This is a genomic window from Bradyrhizobium sp. CCBAU 45321 (assembly GCF_028128975.1).
Lineage (GTDB): Bacteria > Pseudomonadota > Alphaproteobacteria > Rhizobiales > Xanthobacteraceae > Bradyrhizobium > Bradyrhizobium yuanmingense.
Window position 1 is genome coordinate 79471 of record NZ_LFKZ01000015.1, and the last position, 20110, is coordinate 99580.

The 20110-nt window shown below is 64.1% G+C and carries 14 protein-coding genes and 2 tRNA genes; 8 read left to right on the top strand and 8 right to left on the bottom strand.

From position 1 onward, the window contains the following. Nucleotides 1–19 precede the first annotated feature (19 nt). From ihpA to ACM43_RS03195, 4 genes are read left to right on the top strand one after another with little or no spacing between them, the layout of a single operon-like run. Nucleotides 20–1294: a divalent metal ion exporter subunit IhpA gene (gene ihpA / locus ACM43_RS03180; RefSeq protein WP_271538031.1), complete on the top strand. Its 1275-nt coding sequence runs from the start codon at nt 20–22 to the stop codon at nt 1292–1294. Next, nucleotides 1291–2277 (top strand): divalent metal ion exporter adaptor subunit IhpB, encoded by a 987-nt coding sequence (gene ihpB / locus ACM43_RS03185; protein ID WP_271538032.1) that lies wholly within the window; start codon nt 1291–1293, stop codon nt 2275–2277. Before ihpA ends, ihpB begins: the two co-directional genes overlap by 4 nt. Then, a complete protein-coding gene (locus tag ACM43_RS03190; RefSeq protein ID WP_271538033.1) occupies nt 2270–5488 on the top strand; it encodes an efflux RND transporter permease subunit in 3219 nt (1072 codons plus the stop codon). Before ihpB ends, ACM43_RS03190 begins: the two co-directional genes overlap by 8 nt. Before the next feature lie 2 nt (nt 5489–5490). Beyond that, a complete protein-coding gene (locus ACM43_RS03195) occupies nt 5491–6471 on the top strand; it encodes a cation diffusion facilitator family transporter (protein ID WP_157283541.1) in 981 nt (326 codons plus the stop codon). A gap of 147 nt (nt 6472–6618) precedes the next feature. Here the strand turns inward: ACM43_RS03195 and ACM43_RS03200 are convergent, their stop codons facing one another. Together ACM43_RS03200 and ACM43_RS03205 are read right to left on the bottom strand one after the other, a co-directional pair. Then, a complete protein-coding gene (locus ACM43_RS03200; protein ID WP_271538034.1) occupies nt 6619–7479 on the bottom strand; it encodes a class I SAM-dependent methyltransferase in 861 nt (286 codons plus the stop codon). Nucleotides 7480–7590: 111 nt separating this feature from the next. After that, nucleotides 7591–9546, bottom strand: a complete 1956-nt coding sequence (locus ACM43_RS03205; RefSeq protein WP_271538035.1) for an acyltransferase family protein — start codon at nt 9544–9546, stop codon at nt 7591–7593. A 481-nt stretch (nt 9547–10027) separates the two neighbouring features. Here ACM43_RS03205 and ACM43_RS03210 point away from each other — a divergent pair, with 481 nt between their 5' ends. From ACM43_RS03210 to ACM43_RS03220, 3 genes are all read left to right on the top strand, one after another. Next, nucleotides 10028–11542: an outer membrane protein gene (locus ACM43_RS03210; RefSeq protein WP_271538036.1), complete on the top strand. Its 1515-nt coding sequence runs from the start codon at nt 10028–10030 to the stop codon at nt 11540–11542. A gap of 231 nt (nt 11543–11773) precedes the next feature. After that, entirely contained in the window at nt 11774–12136 is a 363-nt protein-coding gene (locus tag ACM43_RS03215; protein WP_271538037.1) for a hypothetical protein, read from the top strand. Nucleotides 12137–12352: 216 nt separating this feature from the next. Beyond that, a tRNA-Val gene (locus tag ACM43_RS03220) sits at nt 12353–12429 on the top strand. 142 nt (nt 12430–12571) lie between these two features. On the opposite strand, the gene ACM43_RS03225 is transcribed toward ACM43_RS03220, so the two are convergent. The 3 genes from ACM43_RS03225 to clpX all read right to left on the bottom strand — a co-directional run bounded on the left by ACM43_RS03225 (nt 12572) and on the right by clpX (nt 17064). Next, a complete protein-coding gene (locus tag ACM43_RS03225; protein WP_271538038.1) occupies nt 12572–12976 on the bottom strand; it encodes a GFA family protein in 405 nt (134 codons plus the stop codon). Nucleotides 12977–13048: 72 nt separating this feature from the next. After that, the gene (lon, locus tag ACM43_RS03230) at nt 13049–15472 is read right to left on the bottom strand and encodes an endopeptidase La (RefSeq protein ID WP_036010279.1); all 2424 of its coding nucleotides are present in this window, start codon (nt 15470–15472) and stop codon (nt 13049–13051) included. A 320-nt stretch (nt 15473–15792) separates the two neighbouring features. After that, nucleotides 15793–17064, bottom strand: a complete 1272-nt coding sequence (gene clpX, locus ACM43_RS03235) for an ATP-dependent Clp protease ATP-binding subunit ClpX (protein ID WP_157283535.1) — start codon at nt 17062–17064, stop codon at nt 15793–15795. 182 nt (nt 17065–17246) lie between these two features. On the opposite strand from clpX, the gene ACM43_RS03240 reads away from it, so the two are divergent. After that, complete coding sequence (locus tag ACM43_RS03240; protein ID WP_225150083.1) at nt 17247–17453, top strand: hypothetical protein; 207 nt, start codon at nt 17247–17249, stop codon at nt 17451–17453. A gap of 62 nt (nt 17454–17515) precedes the next feature. Here the strand turns inward: ACM43_RS03240 and ACM43_RS03245 are convergent, their stop codons facing one another. The 3 genes from ACM43_RS03245 to ACM43_RS03255 all read right to left on the bottom strand — a co-directional run bounded on the left by ACM43_RS03245 (nt 17516) and on the right by ACM43_RS03255 (nt 20054). Next, nucleotides 17516–18151, bottom strand: coding sequence for an ATP-dependent Clp protease proteolytic subunit (locus ACM43_RS03245; RefSeq protein WP_025036638.1), 636 nt, complete (start codon nt 18149–18151; stop codon nt 17516–17518). A 282-nt stretch (nt 18152–18433) separates the two neighbouring features. Further along, on the bottom strand, nt 18434–19795 hold the full coding sequence (gene tig / locus ACM43_RS03250; protein WP_271538039.1) for a trigger factor: 1362 nt from the start codon (nt 19793–19795) through the stop codon (nt 18434–18436). Nucleotides 19796–19969: 174 nt separating this feature from the next. Then, nucleotides 19970–20054 (bottom strand) — tRNA-Leu (locus tag ACM43_RS03255). Nucleotides 20055–20110 lie beyond the last annotated feature (56 nt).

The following is a 20110-nucleotide window of genomic DNA, read 5'->3' on the forward strand; positions in this document are numbered from 1 at the left end:
TCCTTCACAGGTCGATTTCATGTTTTGCAGGGGAATGGCCGCGCGCCTGGCGTGCGCGGCAGCGTGTCTGATTGCAGCATCGGCGCTTGCACCGGCTCACGCCCAGACTTTGACGATGCGGAGCGCGCTGTCGCGCGCGCTGGCGGCGAGCCCGCGCCTGACGGCGGCAGAGCGCGACGTCGGCATCGCCACCGGCCAGCGTATCCAGGCGGGCGCCCTGCTCAATCCGGAACTGTCCTACGAACAGGACGATTCGTTCGGCTCCGGCAGATATCGCGGAACGCGCTCGGCGGAGACCACGCTCCAGATCAGCCAAGCCTTCGAGCTGTTCGGCAAGCGCGAGGCGCGGATTGCCGCAGGCGCAGCCGGCGTAGAGGTCGCGGCGATCCAGCGCCAGGCGATCAGGCTGGAGGTGCTGTCGGAGACCGCGGTCGCCTTTCTCAGTGTGCTCGGCACGCAGCGGCGCATCCAGATCCTCGACGAGCAGATCGCCGCGATCGACCGCCTGACGCCGCTTCTGCGCCGCCGTGTCGAGGCCGGTGCCTCCTCGCCGGCGGAGACCGGCCGCGCCGAGGTCGCCTCCGCCCTGGTGAAGGCGGACCGCGAGCGCTTCAAGGCGACGCTGGCGAGCGCCCGGCGCGAGCTTGCGGTGCTGATGGGCGATCCCGCCGCCAAATTCGGCGAGGTGTCCGGCCGGCTCGACACCACCGGGCGGCCGCCGGCGTTCCAGGCCGTGGTTGCCGCCATCGACGCCAATCCGCAGCTGGTGCGCTGGACCGCAGTCTACGCCCAGCGCAATGCCGAGCTGCTACTGGCGCGGCTCAGGCCCTATCCGGACGTGCGGATCGCGGCCGGCTGGCGCCACTTCAACGAAACGGGCGACGATGCGGCGCGGCTGACCGTCTCCGTGCCGATCCCAGTGTTCGACCAGAACCAGGGCAACATCCTCTCGGCCCAGGAAAGCCTCGCCAAGACCAAAGCCGAGCGCGAGGCCAACCGCAACGCGCTGATCGTGATCGCCGGCCGCGCCTATGACTCGCTGCAAGGCTCGCTGCGCGAGCTCGCGGTGCTACGCGAGACCGCGATCCCCAAGGCCGTCGAGGCCTCCGAGGCGATCTCGCAAGGCTACGGCCAGGGCCGCTTCACCCTGCTCGAAGTGCTGGATGCCCAAGCCAGCGTCGCGCAGGCGCGGCTTCGCGAGCAGGAGGCGCTGCAGAATTTCCACGCCGGCGTGGCCATCATCGAAGGCCTTGTCGGCAATCCGTTCACGCTGGCGCGGGAGAGCGCACGATGAGGACCTTCTCCACCATTCTCGTCGCCATCGTTGCCGCCGCGCTCGGGGCTTACGGCCATTCCCTGCTCGCGCCGGACAAAGTTGCGCACACCGAGCATGCCGAGCATGGCGAGCATTCCGAGCACAAGAAGCCGAACGATCGCGTCGAGCAGGACGAGCATGGCGCCGACCGCATCCGCATCTCCGACGTCAAGCTGGCGGCAGCCGGCGTGGTGCTGGCCGAGGCCGCATCCGCGACGCTGACCGACACGCTCGCCTTCAACGGCATCCTGCGCGCCAACCAGGAAGCCGTGGTGCAAGTGACGCCGCGCTTTCCGGGCCTCGCCAAATCCATCCAGAAGCGGATCGGCGACAAGGTCGGCAAGGACGACTTGCTCGCCGCGATCGAGAGTAACCAGAGCCTCACCGTCTACGAGCTGAAGGCGCCGATTGCCGGCACCATCATCGAGCGGCAGATCTCGCTCGGCGAATACGCCTCCGAGCAGAAGCCGGCCTTCGTGGTCGCCGACCTCTCCACCATCTGGGTCGACCTGTCGATCTACCGACAGGACCTCCGCCGCGTCCGCCTCAACGACGAGGTCCTGATCGATCCCGACGACGGCCGCGGCGAGATCAAGGGCACGATCTCCTACATGGCACCGATCGGCTCAAGCGAGACCCAGACCGCGCTGGCGCGCGTGGTGCTGCCAAATCCGGACGGACGGCTGCGGCCCGGCCTGTTCGTCACGGCGCGGCTGATCCTCGCGGCGCGCAATGTCGCGGTTGCCGTGCGCCGCAGCGCGATCCAGACGCTGGAGAACAAGACCATCGTGTTCGTGCGCGAGGACGGCGACAAGATCGAGGCGCGCCCGGTCGAACCAGGCGATTCCGATCCGCGCCATGTCGAGATCAAGGCCGGCCTTTCGGCCGGCGAGCATTACGTCGCGGAGAACAGCTTCGTCGTGAAGGCGGAGATGGGCAAGGGCGAGGCCGAGCATGATTGAGCGTCTCATCGCCGTCTCGCTGCAGCAGCGCTGGCTGGTCCTCGTCCTCGCGCTCGGCGCCGTCGCCTTTGGCGCCTGGAATTTCCAGCGCCTGCCGATCGACGCCGTCCCTGATATCACCAACGTCCAGGTCCAGATCAACACCCGCGCCCCCGGCTATTCGCCGCTCGAGACCGAGCAACGCATCACCTTCCCGGTCGAGACTGCGATGGGCGGCCTGCCCAAGCTCGACTACACCCGCTCGCTGTCGCGCTACGGCCTCAGCCAGGTGACAATCGTCTTCAAGGACGGCACCGACATCTACTTCGCCCGGCAGCTCGTCGGCGAGCGCATCCAGCAGGTGAAAGACCAGCTGCCGGCGGGTGTCGAGGTCGCGATGAGTCCGATCTCGACCGGCCTCGGCGAAATCTTCATGTACACCGTCGAGGCCAAGGCGGGCGCGAAGACGCAGGGTGACCGCGACTATTCGCTGACCGATTTGCGCACCGTGCAAGACTGGATCATTCGACCGCAGCTTCGCAACGTGCCGGGCGTGATCGAGGTCAACACGATCGGCGGCTTCGAGCGGCAATTCCACGTGCTGCCGGATCCCGGCAAGCTGATGGCCTACCGGCTCGGCTTCCGCGACGTGATGACCGCGCTCGCCGCCAACAACGCCAATGTCGGGGCCGGCTATATCGAGCGCAACGGCGAGCAATATCTGGTTCGCTCGCCGGGCCAGGTCGGCAACGTCAGCGAAATCCAGGACATCGTCATCGGCTCGCGCGGCGCCAATCCCGTCAGGATCAGGGACGTCGCTGCTGTCAGCGAGGGGCGCGATTTGCGCACGGGCGCTGCGACCTGGAACGGCGAGGAAACCGTGCTCGGCACCGCCATGCTGCTGATCGGCGAGAACAGCCGGACCGTGGCCCGCCGCGTCGCAGCCCGTCTGGAGGACATCGCCAAGTCGCTGCCCGAGGGCGTCGTGACGCGGACCGTCTACGACCGCACCGACCTGGTCGAAGCCACCATCCGCACCGTCCGGAACAACCTGCTGGAAGGCGCGGCGCTGGTGGTCGCCGTGCTGTTCCTGATCCTCGGCAACTTCCGCGCCGCGCTGGTCACGGCCTGCGTCATTCCACTGTCCATGGCGTTGACGATCACCGGCATGGTCGAGACCAAGGTCAGCGCCAACCTGATGAGCTTGGGGGCGATCGACTTCGGCATCATCGTCGACGGCGCCGTGATCATCGTCGAGAACTGCCTGCGCATGCTGGCGGTGGCTCAGCGCGAGAAAGGCGGGCTGCTGACGACGCCCGAACGGCTGCGCGCGATCCTGCGCGGGTCGAGTGAGGTCATCAAGCCGAGCCTGTTCGGCACGCTGATCATCGCGGTGGTCTACCTGCCGGTGCTGACGCTGACCGGCGTCGAGGGCAAGATGTTCACGCCGATGGCACTGACCGTGCTGATGGCGCTCGGCGCTGCTGTGCTGTTCTCCATCACCTTCGTGCCGGCGGCTGTTGCCATTTTCGTCACCGGCAAGGTGTCCGAACATGAGAACCTGTTCATGCGTGCGGCGAAGCGCGCCTACCTGCCCCTGCTCCGCTTTGCCATCGACAATCGCGCCGCCGTCGCCGTCATGGCCGTGATCATCGTGGTCGCGAGCGGCATCGCCGCTTCGCGCATGGGCGGCGAGTTCATCCCGAGCCTGGACGAAGGCGACGTCGCGCTGGCCTCGATCCGGATTCCCGGCACCAGCCTCACGCAATCGCTGGACCTGCAGAAGGCGCTGGAGAAGCGCGTCATGCAAATCCCTGAAGTGAAGGAGTTCTTCACCCGCATCGGCACCGCCGAGATCGCCACCGACCCGATGTCGCCGGCACAGACCGATGGCTACGTCATGCTGAAACCGCGTGCCGAATGGCCCGACCCCGCCAAGTCGAAATCGGAGGTGGTCGAGGCCATCGAGCATGCTGCAGACGAGATTCCCGGCAGCGCCTACGAAATCTCCCAGCCGATCCAGTTCCGCGTCAACGAGCTGATCTCGGGCGTCCGCACCGATGTCGGCGTCAAGATCTTCGGCGACGATCTCGACATCCTGCAAGGCGCCGCAAAACAGGTGGAGGCCGCGATCCGCGGCATCCGCGGCGCCAGCGACGTCAAGATCGAGCAGGTCTCGGGCTTGCCGATCCTCACCGTCCGCCTCGACCGTCAGGCGCTCGCCCGCTATGGGCTCAGCGTCGCCGAGGTGCAGGGCATCGTCGAGATCGCGGTCGGCGGCAAGTCGACCGGCAAGCTGTTCGAAGGCGATCGCCGTTTCGACATCGTCGTGCGCCTGCCGGAGCACCTGCGCGGCAATCTCGAGGCGATCAGGGCGATTCCGATTCCGCTGCCGCCCGCCGAGGACGCAGCAATCGGCAGCGCCGTTCGAACGTCGCTGGTCAGCTCCCCCCTCACCCAGATGCGCTATGTGCCGCTGTCATCGGTCGCCACCGTCGATGCGACGCCGGGGCCGAACCAGATCAGCCGCGAGAACGGCAAGCGGCGCATCGTCGTCACGGCCAATGTCCGCGCGCGCGACCTCGGCTCTTTCGTCGCGGAGGCCGAGGCGGCCGTTGCCGAGAAGGTCAAGCTGCCGCCGGGTTACTGGATCGGCTGGGGCGGCCAGTTCGAGCAGCTGGTCTCGGCCACCAAGCGGCTGACGATCGTGGTGCCGGTTGCGCTGCTCTTGGTGTTCCTGCTGCTGTTCATGGGCATGGGATCGGCGGCGGATGCCGCGCTGGTGTTCTCCGGCGTGCCACTGGCGCTTACCGGTGGCGTTGCCGCGCTGCTGCTGCGCGGCATTCCGCTATCCATCAGTGCCGGCGTCGGCTTCATCGCGCTGTCCGGCGTTGCCGTGCTCAATGGCCTCGTCATCATCGCCTTCATCGAGCGTCTGCGCAGCGAGGGACGCTCGGTCGCGGAGGCCGTGCGCGAAGGCGCGCTGACGCGGCTGCGCCCGGTGCTGATGACCGCGCTCGTCGCCTCGCTCGGCTTCGTGCCAATGGCGCTCGCCACCGGCGCCGGCGCCGAGGTGCAGCGGCCGCTCGCAACCGTGGTGATCGGCGGCATTCTCTCCTCGACCGTGCTGACGCTGCTGGTGCTGCCGGCGCTCTACGTGCTGTTCCGCCGTGACGTGGCAAAGGAAACGCATACAATGGCCCCTGATTTGGCGGCGTCTGCGGAGCGCTAGATTTGGGCAGCCACGACCACCACGGTCATCACGACCATGATCATGCGGGCCACTCGCATGCGCATGGCCATACGCACGATCATGGTCATGGACACGGCCATGTCCATGCACCCGCCAATTTCGGCAAGGCGTTCGCGCTCGGCATTACTCTCAACATCGCGCTCGTCGTCGCCGAGGCGGTTTACGGCTATGTCGGCAACTCCACCGCCCTGCTCGCCGATGCCGGCCATAACCTGTCGGACGTGCTCGGCCTCATCATTGCCTGGGGCGCCTCGATCGCAGCCCGCCGCGCGCCCAAAGGGCGCTTCACCTACGGCTTTCGCGCCTCCACCATCCTGGCGGCGCTGGCCAATGCGGTGTTCCTGCTGGTCGCGACCGGCGCGATCGGCTGGGAGGCGATCCTGCGCCTGCGTGAGCCGGAGCCGGTCGCAGGCGTCACCGTGATGGTGGTCGCCGGCATCGGCATCCTCATCAACGGTTTTACCGCCCTGCTGTTCGCTGGCGGACGCAAGGACGACATCAACATCGAAGGCGCGTATCTGCACATGGCCGCCGACGCCGCGGTCTCGCTCGGCGTCGTGGTCTCGGCCGCGCTGATCATCTGGACCGGCTGGCTCTGGCTCGATCCCATCACCAGCCTCATCATCTGCGCCACCATCCTCTGGAGCACGACCAGCCTCTTGCGCGGCTCCATCGACATGTCGATGGCGGCCGCGCCCAAGGGTACCGACCTCGCCGCAATCAGGGCGTTCCTGCTGGCGCGACCGGGCGTCTCGGCGATCCACGATCTCCACGTCTGGCCAATCTCGACCACCGAGACGGCGCTGACCTGCCATCTCGTCATGCCCGCAGGCAGCGACGACGCATTCCTGATGCAGACGACGCAGCTCCTCAAGACATCCTTCCGCATCGGCCACACCACGCTCCAGGTCGAGACGCATCCCGACAACGGCTGCGCGCTCGCGCCGGATGATGTGGTGTAGGAGTCCCCGGACTATCCGCGTCATTGCGAGCGCAGCGAAGCAATCCAGACGTCCTCCGCAGAGATAGTCTGGATTGCGTCGTCGCCGGCGCAAAATTGCTTCGGAATTTGTCGCGGGCTCCTCGCAATGACGGCGGAGGAGCAGCGCCTACGCAGCCTTCGCCGTCACGATCCAGATCGCGCCCTGCAGCGTCACGCTCTGCCCCTTCAAAAACGGCGCGAGCGCTTCGCGGATCGACGCCTTGGCTGCCTCATACGTCTCAGGGGGTTGGCCCTGGAGCGCGCGGCTGGCCGGGCCGATCTGCAGCGAGCCCTCCACGGCCGCATCGAGACCGCCGCCGATCGCGATATCCATCGGAAGATCATGCGGCTCCATCGCCGCGTCGACGAAGCCTGCGCCTCTCAGGATGCGCATCACGCGCTCTTCCGAGGCAAAGGCGAACGGGCCCGGCTCTTCGGGGCCGACCGGCGGCATCTTGGGCACGTGCTTGTAGACCGCCATCAGCGGCGCCATCGCCCACGGATTCTCCTTCGGCTCTCGCCAGCAAGCAAAGGCGAGCCGTCCCGTCGGCTTCAGCGCGCGGCGAAGATTGGTGAAGGACGCAATCGGGTCGGCGAAGAACATCACACCGAAACGAGAGGCGAGCAGATCGAAGCTCGCCGGCTCGAACGGATGCACCGTCGCATCTGCCAGGATGAAATCGAGCGGCAGGCCTTTCGGCGCAAGCGCGCGCGCCTGCGACAGCATCGGCCCGGAGACGTCAAGCCCGAGCGCAAGACCATCGGGCGCCACCGCCTTTGCAAATGCAAATGTTGTTGCACCAGAGCCGCAACCGACGTCGATCACGCGCTCGCCCGGCCTTGGTCCGGCGCGATCGATCAGCACATCGGCGATCGGCCCGAGCAGCTTCTCCTGCACCGCGTGGCGATCGGCCCAGCGTTGCCCGCTCGGGCCGTTCCAATAGGCGATCTGGTCGGCGTTTTGCTCGTGTCCGCTCGGCTGTTGCATCGGAACCTCATCACGTACCCTTGCCCTGTTCAGCGCCATATCACGAAGTCAAGTCCCGGCGCATCAAATTGAAGGATCGGCGCACAGGCCTCGGATGCTTCCGCAGCTCGCCTACGAATTCGCCCAGGGCAGATGCGCCTTGAGCTTCTCGCCAAGCAATTCCTCGCCGCAAGCGCTCAGATGATCGGGATCGCTGAACGTCAGGCAATCGCCGGTCACCAGGAAATACTGATCAACCTTGAACACGTCATAGAATGACAGGTACTTGAAGGTCTGCGGCCCCTCGGCGACCTCCTTGGCAATCTCGCTGTCAAGCGCCTTGAAATGATGGAGCGAGACGGGGTTCATCCTGAAGCCATCCCTGGCGATTGAGGGCGGATCGCGGAAATTGACCCGTGCTTCAACAAAAGGACCGAGCCATACCACCTTCGCCAGCGGCGCGATGGTCCGGAGATAATTGATGGTGAAGCGCACCTTCTCGTAGTTGATGAGAAAACCAGTCTTCCACTCGAACAGATGGTGGTTCTCCGAGTTACCCTGCAAGTCCGTCAGAAGGTGAGCTCCCGACACGTTGAAGACAATGCCGCGCACCGAAGCGCCGTTGCGCTCCAGGAAGCCTGCGAGCCTGGAATACGGGCAAGCATCGCTGTCGTTCCACGCTCGGCAGCCTTCGTTGACGAGGCCAACGACGAACTCGCCGGGCTTGGCTTTCGCAACCGCGTTGTAGACGTTCTCGCCATGCGAGTCGCCGACGACCATGGTCGCCGCGCCATGCTTCTCGGCACAGGATCGAAACCGCGCCTCGAACGCCTCGTCCGGACGGGGAGACCAGAACCGGCAGCCGCTGTCGATAAGTCGGGCCTTGATGTCGCGCAAGCCGTATTGCTTGATGAGCGCATAGGCCCGCTGGGTCGCCATGTCGTTGCGGGCGAGATAGTTGTTCTCGAGCCCGCCCGTGAAGATGCCGACGAGGCCGAGGCAAGCAAGTCCAGCGGATGCAGCGCCGCAATAGGCGAACACCTCGTTCCGGGTGAAGCGCTTGCGATCGCGCACCGGGCGTTCGACCAGCACGTAGGTCAGGTAGGCCAGGAGCAATGTAATTGCCGAAAGGCCGATGAAGACCGGGATGTTGGCATCATAGATTGCGCCGAGCCGCGCGAACGCGAACACAGGCTGATGCCAGAGATAGGCGCTGTAGCTGATCAGGCCGATGCCAACCAATCCGCGCGTCGCAACGATACGGCCCGATAGCGTGCCAGGTCGCAGGAACACGATCGCCAGCGCCGTGCCGAGTGTCGGCGGCAGCGTGTAGACGCCGGGATAGGGAATGTTGTGATAGGTGAAAATGGGGATCACGATCAACGCAAGGCCGAGCAGCGCTAGCGGCTCCGCGACCAGACGCGGCAAGCGCCGTGCTCCGGCCTCGATACGGCACAACGGCAGCAGTGCACCGATTGCAAGCTCCCAGAACCTTGCCGGCAAGAGGTAGAAGGTCGCTGCCGTCGCGTGATGCGATCCCCACACAGCGAGGGCGAAGCTCAGTATCGCGGTTGCGACAAACAACGCGATGGCGTGACGCCGACCGAGCTTGAGAAACCAGAACAGCGCGATCGGAAACACCAGGTAAAATTGCTCTTCGACCGCCAGACTCCAGGTATGGATGAGCGGCTTGAGCTGGGTTGGCCCGTCGAAATAGCCGCTTTGCGACCAGAAGAAGAAGTTCGAAACGAAACCGCAAACCGAGAGCAGGCTCTTGGCGAACTCCTCGAGATCGTGCGGGCTCAGCGAGTAGATCGCGAACGGAATGCACACGAGGCAGACCAGGAACAGGGGCGGCAGAATGCGCCGGGCGCGCCGCTCGTAGAAGCGGACAAAGCTGAAGCCGCCGTTCTCATATTCGTCCAGGATGATCGATGTGATCAGATAGCCGCTGATCACGAAGAAGACGTCGACACCGACGAAGCCGCCCGAGAATCCGGGAATTCCGGCATGATAGAGAATGACGGGCAGGACCGCGATTGCTCGCAGGCCGTCGATCTCCGGTCGGTAGGGCAGCTTGGTCGGCATATGGCCGGCGTCGGATCCAGATGGTGCTTGGGAGGGCAGCCGCTCTACGCGTCCCGGTTCGGGCCGATATGCCCGAGGCGAAGACAGGCCGCAAGCACAAGATGCGGCCGGAACCGACGGCAGTCGGCCCGTTCCATCCGGCCCGTCCGAGCCGCGTCGGATCGCAGACTGACGCTCGGAGATGTCTCGACGGGCCGCACACTTGGCCCTCTGGTAGCAAAGACATTCTTCCGAACGCCACCCGGTCCCTTCGAAGGACCAAGCGCCGTAGCCTCTGCGTCCGCGAGACCGACACCAGAAACGGAATGTCGCAAAAAGCCCGGCTCGCGGTTGGAAATGCACAGGCGAGCAGCACACTTTCCGCGATTGTAGCCTTCCTGCAACAGCATTCTGAACCAAACTTCGTATGTTGTCCCCGAGGAGTCGACTTTGGCGGGCGAGCGGTCGCTGAGCCACGGCTTGGTGGAATGGGGATGTTGGAATGAAGCAGGTTGCGCCCGCCCTCGTGGCATTGGTGACATTTTCCGGATCAGCATTGGCAGCCGACCTTCCGCGCAAATCCTCCAGGCCACCGGCTGTCGCCGCAGCAGTCGCCAACTGGACCGGCTGCTACGTCGCGGGCGGCGGCGGCTACGGCATGTGGAATCAGGAAAATTCGACTTTTGTCGACGGTCCGGCCCGCTTTCAGAATGCCGATACCACCACCACGGGCGGCCGCGGATACTTCGGCACGGTACAGGCGGGATGCGACTATCAGTTTGCCGCGGCCGGCGAGCGCTTCGTGATCGGAGCTTTCGGTGATTATGATTTCTCCAGCCTGACCGGACGGCTCACTCCCTCCGGCTTCTCCATGGTTGGTGACGAGAAGATGAGCTCGGCCTGGGCTGTCGGCGGCCGTCTCGGCTGGCTGGCGACTCCCAGCCTGCTGACCTATGTCTCGGCGGGTTACACCGAAGCAACCTTCGACCGCACGAACTTCAATCTGAACTTCCCGCCGTTCGGCGTTTCGGCCGGACTTTATCAGGACAAGCGGACCTACAATGGTTGGTTCATCGGCTCCGGCGCCGAATATGCGCTGGGCTTCCTGCCGGGTCTCTTCTGGAAAACGGAATACCGGTTCTCCGACTTCGATGTCGGGACAAATCCGATCCGGGACACGGCGAGCGGCTTGCCGATCGGCTTTTCCGAAGATTCGAAGAAGTACGTCCACACGGTCCGCAGCGAGTTGGTTTACCGCTTCAATTCGAGCGGATCGGCCGCCGATGTAACTTCCCCTGCCTACCTGAAGGCGCCTCCGACTCCGATGCCGGTTACGAATTGGACTGGCTGCTACGTCGGTGGTGGCGGCGGCTACGGGCTGTGGAATCAGGACAACACGACCTATCTCGACGGACCGCCAAGGACCCGCTTCAGCGATACGGCAACGACCGGAGGCCGCGGCTTCTTCGGCACGGTGCAGGGCGGCTGCGACTACCAGTTTGCGGCAGCGGGCGCCGCCTTTGTCGTCGGCGCATTCGGCGATTACGATCTCAGCAGCCTGAAGGGCCAGCTCAGCCCGCCGCGCTTCGGGATCGTCGGCGAGGAAAAGATGAGCTCGGCCTGGGCGGGTGGCGGCCGGCTCGGCTGGCTGGCCGCCCCGAGCCTTCTGACCTATTTCTCAGTCGGCTATACCGAAGCCAACTTTGACCGTACTGATTTCACCCTCAACGCTGCGCCATTCGGAAGACCAAGCGGCGAGTTCATGGACAAGCGTACCTACCGTGGCTGGTTCATCGGCGCCGGCCAAGAACACGCGCTGAAGATCGTGCCTGGCCTGTTCTGGAAGACTGAATATCGATTCTCTGAATTCAACACCGGGACGAACGCCATCCGCGACACTGCAACGGGTCTGTCGGTCGGAGCGTCAATCGATTCCGAGAAATGGGTTCATGCCGTTCGCAGCCAACTGGTCTATCGCTTCAACTGGGGCGGAGGCCCGGTTGTGGCGAAATACTGATCTTCCATGCTGATCTCTCGCTAACGCAAAGCCCCGGTTCCTCCGGGGCTTTCGCTTTCTGCATTCGATCGTGTGGAAGTCGGGAACAGAGTTGCGCTCTGGGCTCCAGACCCGACACGAGCGCCCCATCCGCGCATCGCGGCCGCATTGGTTTCACCGAACGGCCACATCGGAATCAGACGCCAACCAGATTTCCTCGCTAGGTTCGCGGGCTTCTCAAATAGGAAAGGCATGACCATGCGCACCTTCACGGCATCCGTCATCGTTACAGCTCTCTCGCTGGGAACACCCGCTCTTGCGCAGGCACAGGGCGCATCGTCGCAACCCGGCGCGGAACAGCAATCCACGCAGTCCAGCACGGCGATCCGGAGCATACAGGTGATGGACGTCAAGGAATTGCAGCCGGCCGTGCGCGCGAAGGTCGATGAACTCGTGGCGCATACCAACGAAAAAGACATCCAGTCGCTTCGGCAGTCCATCGACGCCACACCGCAGGCTGCCTCCGTGCTCAAGGCCAAGGGCTTGAGTTCGGCACAGGTGGTCGCGATCAACATCGTCGACGGCGTGCTGACGATGTTCACCAAGACGTCCTGACATCAGGCGAGCTTCGAGGCCGTGCATGGCGGCCGAGTATGATCGTCGTCTCCTCGGCCGAAAGACGCGATCCGCAGCACGAAAGAGCTTTGCCCTGCAGCGGGCCCGCTGCAGGGCTGCTCATGTCCGGCGCAAATGCTCTCACGAGCCTGGAGCCGGGTCGGACGCGCTCGCCTCTTGCTTCGGCACCCGCCGGGGCGCTAAAGAGGCGCAATTGGGCGGTTAGCTCAGCTGGTTAGAGCATCTCGTTTACACCGAGAGGGTCCGCGGTTCGAATCCGTGACCGCCCACCAGCCTTCGCTCGCTTCGCGAGCTACGGCTCGGCAGGCCAGCACAGCAGGTCATGGGCGCGAAGCGAGCGAAGGCTGCCGCGCCGAAGCCCAACGGGCGAAGGCGGTCTTATCGCGGCGAAATTCAGCCCGGCAATCTCAGCCCTCAATCCTGCGGCCGCCCCGGCAGCAGCGGCACGGCATCGATCCACACCGCCGCCGACCGGCACCAGATCTGCCGCACCGGCCGTAGCGCGTTCCGTTGCCGGATGCTGCCCCAGCGGATGCCCCAATCGTCGGCCTGATCGCCCTCGCCGCTGGTGAACAGCGGGGAACCGCAATCGGCACAGAAATGCTGGAAGCGCATGCGGCCGTTGTCGCCGCGCTTGCCGTAGATTTTGGGCGAGCCGCGGGTCAGGCGGACATCGGCCTTGGTGCAGATGGCCGTCACCCGGAACGGCGAGCCGGTCAGCGTCTGGCAATCGGTGCAGTGACAGACCGAGACAGCCTCGGGGTCGATCTCTGCCTCGAACGCGATCTTCCCGCAATGGCATTGCCCATCGACGTGCATTGCCTCCTCCCCTTCCCCAAACAAAAACGGCGCCCGAAGGCGCCGTTTTATCATCATTTTCGAGCTGCGATCTCAGTGAGCGGTCAGGCCGCCGGCGGCTTCATCGCCGTCCGGCTTCACCGTCACCTTGGTGTCCTCTTCCCAGACGATCGGCGTAGGCTTCTTCACCAGGGCCTTGGCGACGACGTCATCGAGGCGCGAGACCGGGATGATCTCCATTCCGCCCTTGATCGCATCGGAAATCTCCGTGAGATCCTTGGCGTTGTCCTCGGGGATCAGCACCGTCTTGATGCCGCCGCGGGCCGCAGCCAGCAGCTTCTCCTTGAGGCCGCCGATCGGCAGCACGCGGCCGCGCAGCGTGATTTCGCCGGTCATCGCGACATCATGGCGAACCGGGATGCCGGTCATGACCGAGATGATCGCGGTGGCCATCGCAACGCCTGCGGACGGACCATCCTTCGGCGTCGCGCCCTCCGGCACGTGCACGTGGATGTCGCGCTTGTCGAACAGCGGCGGCTCGACGCCGTAGTTGATCGCTCGCGAGCGGACGTAGGACGCCGCCGCGGAGATCGACTCCTTCATGACGTCGCGCAGATTGCCCGTGACCGTCATCTTGCCCTTGCCGGGCATCATGACGCCTTCGATCGTCAGCAGCTCGCCGCCGACATCGGTCCAGGCAAGGCCGGTGACGATACCGACCTGCGGCTCGCTCTCGATCTCGCCGAAGCGGTACTTCGGCACGCCGAGCAACTCTTCCAGAGTCTTCTCGGTGACCTTGACCGACTTCTTCTTGGAGATCATCAGCTCCTTCACCGCCTTGCGGGCCAGTGTAGAGAGCTCACGCTCCAGGTTGCGCACGCCCGCTTCGCGGGTGTAGCGGCGGATCAGCAGCAGCAGCGCCTCGTCGTCGATCGAGAACTCCTTGGAGTCGAGGCCATGCTTGGACACCGCGTTCGGGATCAGGTGCTTGCGCGAGATCTCGACCTTCTCGTTCTCGGTGTAGCCCGCGATCCGGATGATCTCCATGCGGTCCATCAGGGGCCCCGGGATATTGAGCGTATTCGCGGTGGTGATGAACATCACGTTGGACAGATCGTAGTCGACCTCGAGATAGTGGTCGTTGAAGGTCCCGTTCTGCTCGGGGTCGAGAACCTCGAGCAGCGCCGAGGACGGATCGCCGCGGAAATCGGCGCCCATCTTGTCGATCTCGTCCAAGAGGAACAGCGGATTGGACGACTTCGCCTTGCGCATCGACTGGATGATCTTGCCGGGCATCGAGCCGATATAGGTGCGGCGGTGACCGCGGATCTCGGCCTCGTCGCGCACGCCGCCGAGCGAGACGCGCACGAACTCGCGCCCCGTCGCCTTCGCGATCGACTTGCCGAGCGAGGTCTTGCCGACGCCGGGAGGCCCGACCAGGCACAGGATCGGCCCCGTCAGCTTGTTGGCGCGCGACTGCACCGCGAGGTACTCGACGATACGCTCCTTGACCTTCTCAAGACCGTAGTGATCGGAGTCCAGGATGGCTTGCGCCTGCTCCAGGTCCTTCTTCACCTTGGACTTCTTGTTCCACGGGATCGACAGCAGCCAATCCAGATAGTTGCGCACGACGGTCGCCTCCGCGGACATCGGCGACATCTGGCGCAGCTTCTTCAATTCATGCTGCGCCTTCTCGCGCGCTTCCTTGGAGAGCTTGGTCTTGGAGATCTTCTCTTCGAGATCGGCGAGCTCGTCGCGACCGTCGTCGTCGCCGAGTTCCTTCTGGATCGCCTTCATCTGCTCGTTGAGATAATACTCGCGCTGGGTCTTCTCCATTTGTCGTTTGACGCGAGAACGGATGCGCTTCTCGACCTGCAGAACCGAGATCTCGCTCTCCATCAGGCCCAGCACCTTCTCCAGGCGCGTGGTGACGGACAGCGTCTCCAGGATTCCTTGCCGATCGGCGATCTTGACGGCGAGATGCGAGGCGACCGTATCGGCCAGCTTGGCGAAATCGGTGATCGCCTGCACGACGCCGACGACCTCGGCCGAGATCTTCTTGTTGAGCTTCACATAGCTCTCGAAGTCGGACACGACCGAGCGCGCCAGCGCTTCCGCCTCGACCGATTTCGCATCGGTGTCGGCGAGCGCGACGGCGGTCGCCTCATAATAGTCGGCGCGGTCGGTGTACTTCGCCACGCGCGCACGCTCGAGGCCCTCGACCAGCACCTTCACGGTGCCGTCGGGAAGCTTCAGGAGCTGCAGCACGCTGGCAAGCGTCCCGGTCTCGTAAATGGCATCGGGCGCCGGATCATCGTCGGACGCGTTCTTCTGCGTCGCGAGCATGATCAGCGCGTCGTTCTTCATCACCTCTTCGAGTGCGCGGATCGACTTCTCGCGACCGACGAAGAGCGGAACGATCATGTGCGGAAAGACGACGATGTCGCGCAGCGGCAGCACGGGATAGGCGTGCGCTTCGCCATGAACGATGGTTGGCCGGGGTTTTGGATTGGTCATGGCCTTTTCCTTTTGCTTTGCCCCCTTGCACGCAGCCCGCGATCATGCGCAACCGCCACAAGGTGCCGAGGTGATCCGCAGAACCGGTCGGTCCTCTACAAGTTGGACCGGCTCGCCGGAACGGAACTGAGGCGAATCTTGAAGAGAATTTTCGCTCGCCGCCGACATTAGGTGGCTATCGACCCGGGGGGTGTCAAGTCATTGAAAAACGCGCGCCATCAGGCGCTTACGCAACGCGGTAAGCGACGCAATACCGGCTGCGGAACCACGGCTCCGCAGCCAACTCGAGGAGACGATTGGAGCGTTCCAGCGCCGTCAGATCAGGCGCTGGCGTTCTCGACCGCGCGATCGGACCGATCGGCGTAGATGTAGAGCGGACGCGCCGTGCCTTCCACGACTTCGCGGGAAATCACGACTTCTTCCACACCCTCCAGGCCCGGCAGGTCGAACATGGTCTCGAGCAGGATCGCCTCGAGGATCGAACGCAGGCCTCGCGCGCCGGTCTTGCGCTCGATCGCCTTGCGGGCGACCGCGCCAAGCGCTTCGTCGGCGAAGGTCAGCTCGATGTTCTCCATTTCGAACAGCCGCTGGTACTGTTTCACCAGCGCGTTCTTCGGCTCGGTCAGGATCTTCTTCAGCGAGGTCTCGTCGAGGTCCTCGAGCGTCGCCACAACCGGCAGACGGCCGACGAATTCGGGGATGAGGCCGTACTTCAGGAGGTCCTCAGGCTCGACGTGACGGAAGATCTCACCGGTCCGGCGATCCTCCGGCGCGAGCACGTGGGCGCCGAAGCCGATCGAGGTCGACCGACCGCGGGCCGAGATGATCTTCTCCAGGCCGGCGAAGGCGCCGCCGCAGATGAACAGGATGTTGGTGGTATCCACCTGCAGGAACTCCTGCTGCGGATGCTTGCGGCCGCCCTGCGGCGGGACCGAAGCCACCGTGCCTTCCATGATCTTGAGCAGCGCCTGCTGCACGCCCTCACCCGACACATCGCGCGTGATCGAGGGGTTGTCGGACTTGCGGCTGATCTTATCGATTTCGTCGATGTAGACGATGCCGCGCTGGGCGCGCTCGACGTTGTAGTCGGCGGCCTGGAGCAGCTTCAGGATGATGTTCTCGACGTCCTCGCCGACATAGCCGGCCTCCGTCAGCGTCGTGGCGTCGGCCATCGTGAATGGCACGTCCAGGATGCGGGCGAGCGTCTGAGCGAGCAGCGTCTTGCCCGAGCCGGTCGGACCGATCAGCAGGATGTTCGACTTCGCGAGTTCGACGTCGTTGTGCTTGGTCTGATGGTTGAGGCGCTTGTAGTGATTGTGCACCGCGACCGAGAGGACCTTCTTCGCATGGCTCTGGCCGATGACGTAATCGTCCAGCACCTTGCAGATTTCCTTCGGCGTCGGAATACCGTCGCGCGACTTGACCAGCGAGGACTTGTTCTCCTCGCGGATGATGTCCATGCAGAGCTCGACGCACTCGTCGCAGATGAAGACCGTGGGACCCGCGATCAGTTTGCGGACTTCGTGCTGGCTCTTGCCGCAGAACGAGCAATATAGCGTGTTCTTGGAGTCGCTCGTGCCGACCTTACTCATTCATGTCTCCGTCCGCGGTTCGATCCCGTTCCGCTCGATCGCTCCATTCCGACACGATGGTCGGCATGAAGCTTAAGTAGAGCAAATTCCGTACCAAAAAAGACCCTACGCTTTACTACATTCCGTGCGAATCACGGTGGCTCGATTCTCCCGCGATCATAGCCGATCAATCGTAGCCAACCATGCTGTCACCCGACTATCAAGAATTCGCTAATCGGGGGTCGCCGGCTACCCGTGACAATACCGTGATTTCCGGTCTTGGCACGGGCGAAGTGATCGAAAACACCCCGGCGTTGCTGGATTGCCACGAAAAACAAGCACGAAAGCGGAACTTTCTGCTTGTCGCAGGGCGCAAAACCGCGTTTTGCGCCGTGCGCACGCGCACCTAACGTGAACGCCGCCCTGACGGGTCCACGGCAAACCGAGGGCTCGTCGTGACGCCCCAGTAGTGCTACGGGGCCTTCGCCGGCGCCGGCTCCTCGGCGCGCTTGTCGATCACCTTGTCGACCAGGCCAAACTCCTTGGCGTCGTTCGCGGTCAGGAACTTGTCGCGCTCCAACGCATCCTCGATCGACTTGTAGGTCTGGCCGGTGTGCTTGACGTAGATCTCGTTGAGCCGCTTCTTCAGGTTCAGGATCTCCTGGGCGTGCAGCATGATATCGGTCGCCTGGCCCTGGAAGCCGCCGGAGGGCTGGTGCACCATGATGCGCGCGTTCGGCAGCGAGAAGCGCATGTCCTTCTCGCCGGCGCAAAGCAGCAGCGAGCCCATCGAAGCCGCCTGACCGGTGCACAGGGTCGAGACCGGCGGGCGGATGAACTGCATGGTGTCGTAGATCGCAAGGCCCGACGTCACCACGCCGCCCGGCGAGTTGATGTACATCGAGATTTCCTTCTTCGGATTTTCCGCCTCGAGGAACAAGAGCTGCGCGACGATCAGCGTCGACATGCCGTCCTCGACCGGGCCGGTCACGAAGATGATGCGCTCCTTCAAGAGGCGCGAGAAAATGTCGTAGGCGCGCTCGCCACGGTTGGTCTGCTCGACCACCATGGGCACGAGGTTCATGTAGGTTTCAACCGGATCGCGCATGAGTCACCTAGGGTTTCGGAGACGGACATCGCCGGGCAGGCTTGCCAGCTTGGCTGGATTTGCCGGAAGGCGAATGGACGTCCTGTGATGCAGGAACTTGGGTAAGAAGTAGAAAGGCGTAGCGACAGATATAGCCCATTTCGCTTCTGACAAGTGCGCAGCGCATTAAGGCTTAATCCGTGGCGGCAGTTGAAGCTGATTCGCACAAAGAGCCCCAGCCGGCCACCTGGCTAGCTGGGCCTCTTCGCTCATCATCCTTAATAGCGGACTATCTCAAACCCTTCAGGCCGCGGTCTTTTCCGCGTCGTCGTCCTTGTAGAGGTCCTCGCGCGAAACCTTCTTCTCGGTCACGTTGGCGAGCTCGAGGATGAAGTCGACCACCTTGTCCTCGTAGATCGGTGCACGAAGCTGGGCCAACGCCTGGGCGTTGTTGCGGTAGAAGTCCCAGACCTCCTTTTCGCGGCCGGGCATCGAGCGCGCGCGCTCGATCACGGCGCGGCCGACCTCGTCGTCGGTCACCGTGATCTTGTTCTTCTCGCCGATCTCGGAGAGCACCAGGCCAAGGCGCACGCGGCGATCGGCGATCTTGCGATATTCCTCCTTCGCCTTGTCCTCGGTGGTGTCCTCGTCGGCAAAGGTCTTACCGGCGGAGTCCATCTCAGCCTTGACCGAGTTCCACATCAGGCTGAACTCCTCGTCCACCAGCGAGGGCGGCGCCTCGAAGCGATGCGCCTCGTCGAGGCGGTCGAGCAACGCGCGCTTGACGCGTTGGCGCGTGGCGGTGGCGAACTCGGCGGTCAGGCGCTCGCGCGCGGCTTCCTTGAGCTTGTCCAGCGATTCCAGGCCGAGCGACTTGGCGAATTCGTCGTCGATCGCAAGGTCCTGCGGCGCCTCGACCAGGGTCGCGGTGGTCTCGAACTCGGCCGGCTGCCCGGCGAGCTTGTCGTTCATGTAGTTCTTCGGGAACGACACCTTCAGCGTGCGCGTCTCACCCGCGCCGATGCCGATGAGCTGCTCCTCGAAGCCCGGAATGAAGGTATTGGAGCCGATCAGGACCTGGATGCCCTCGCCGGTGCCGCCTTCGAAGACTTCGCCGTTGATGCGGCCCGTGAAGTTGATGGTGACGCGGTCGCCCTGCTCTGCCTTGGCGCCCTCGCCCTTGTCGGCGTAGGTGCGATTGGAATCGGCGATGCGCTTGATCGCCTCGTCGACGTCGGCGTCGGTGACCTCGGCAACGGGCTTCTCGACCTGGAAGCTCTTGAAGTCGGCGAGCGCGATCGCCGGCACCACTTCGATGGCCACCGTGTAGGTCAGATCCGTCTTGCCGCTCAGCAGCTCCTCGACGTCCTTCTGCTCTGTCGGCATGGTGATCTTCGGCTCGGTCGCGAGGCGGAAGCCGCGCTCGGAGAACAGCTGCGTGTTGGTGTCGCGGATGGTCTGGTCGATGGTCTCGGCCATCACCGAGCGGCCATAAACCTTCTTCAGGTGCGAGACCGGCACCTTGCCCGGACGGAAGCCGTTGATGCGGACCTTGTCCTTGAGGTCGACGAGCTTGGCGCCGGCCTTGGCGTCGAGATCAGACGCGGGAACGCTGATCTTGAACTCGTGCTTCAAACCTTCCGAGAGGGTTTCTGTGACCTGCATGGCGTCCAATCTTCTTTTCGTTCGGCCCCGGCACGTCGCGCGTCGGGACGCTGTCGTTAATCGATCCGGCGCGAGGCGATCGCCTCCACGCCGGTGGTTCATCGGACCCGCTCCAGGCGGATGATCATCCGCGCGAAAGCAGGCCTCGTAATCCGTGCAAACGCGATAAGCGCTTGGTGCGGGCGGAGGGACTCGAACCCCCACAACTTTCGTCACTGGAACCTAAATCCAGCGCGTCTACCAGTTCCGCCACGCCCGCGTGAATTCGCATCAAGACCGGCCGCGATGCCGCGGGCGGCCGGGCTTATAGCATGT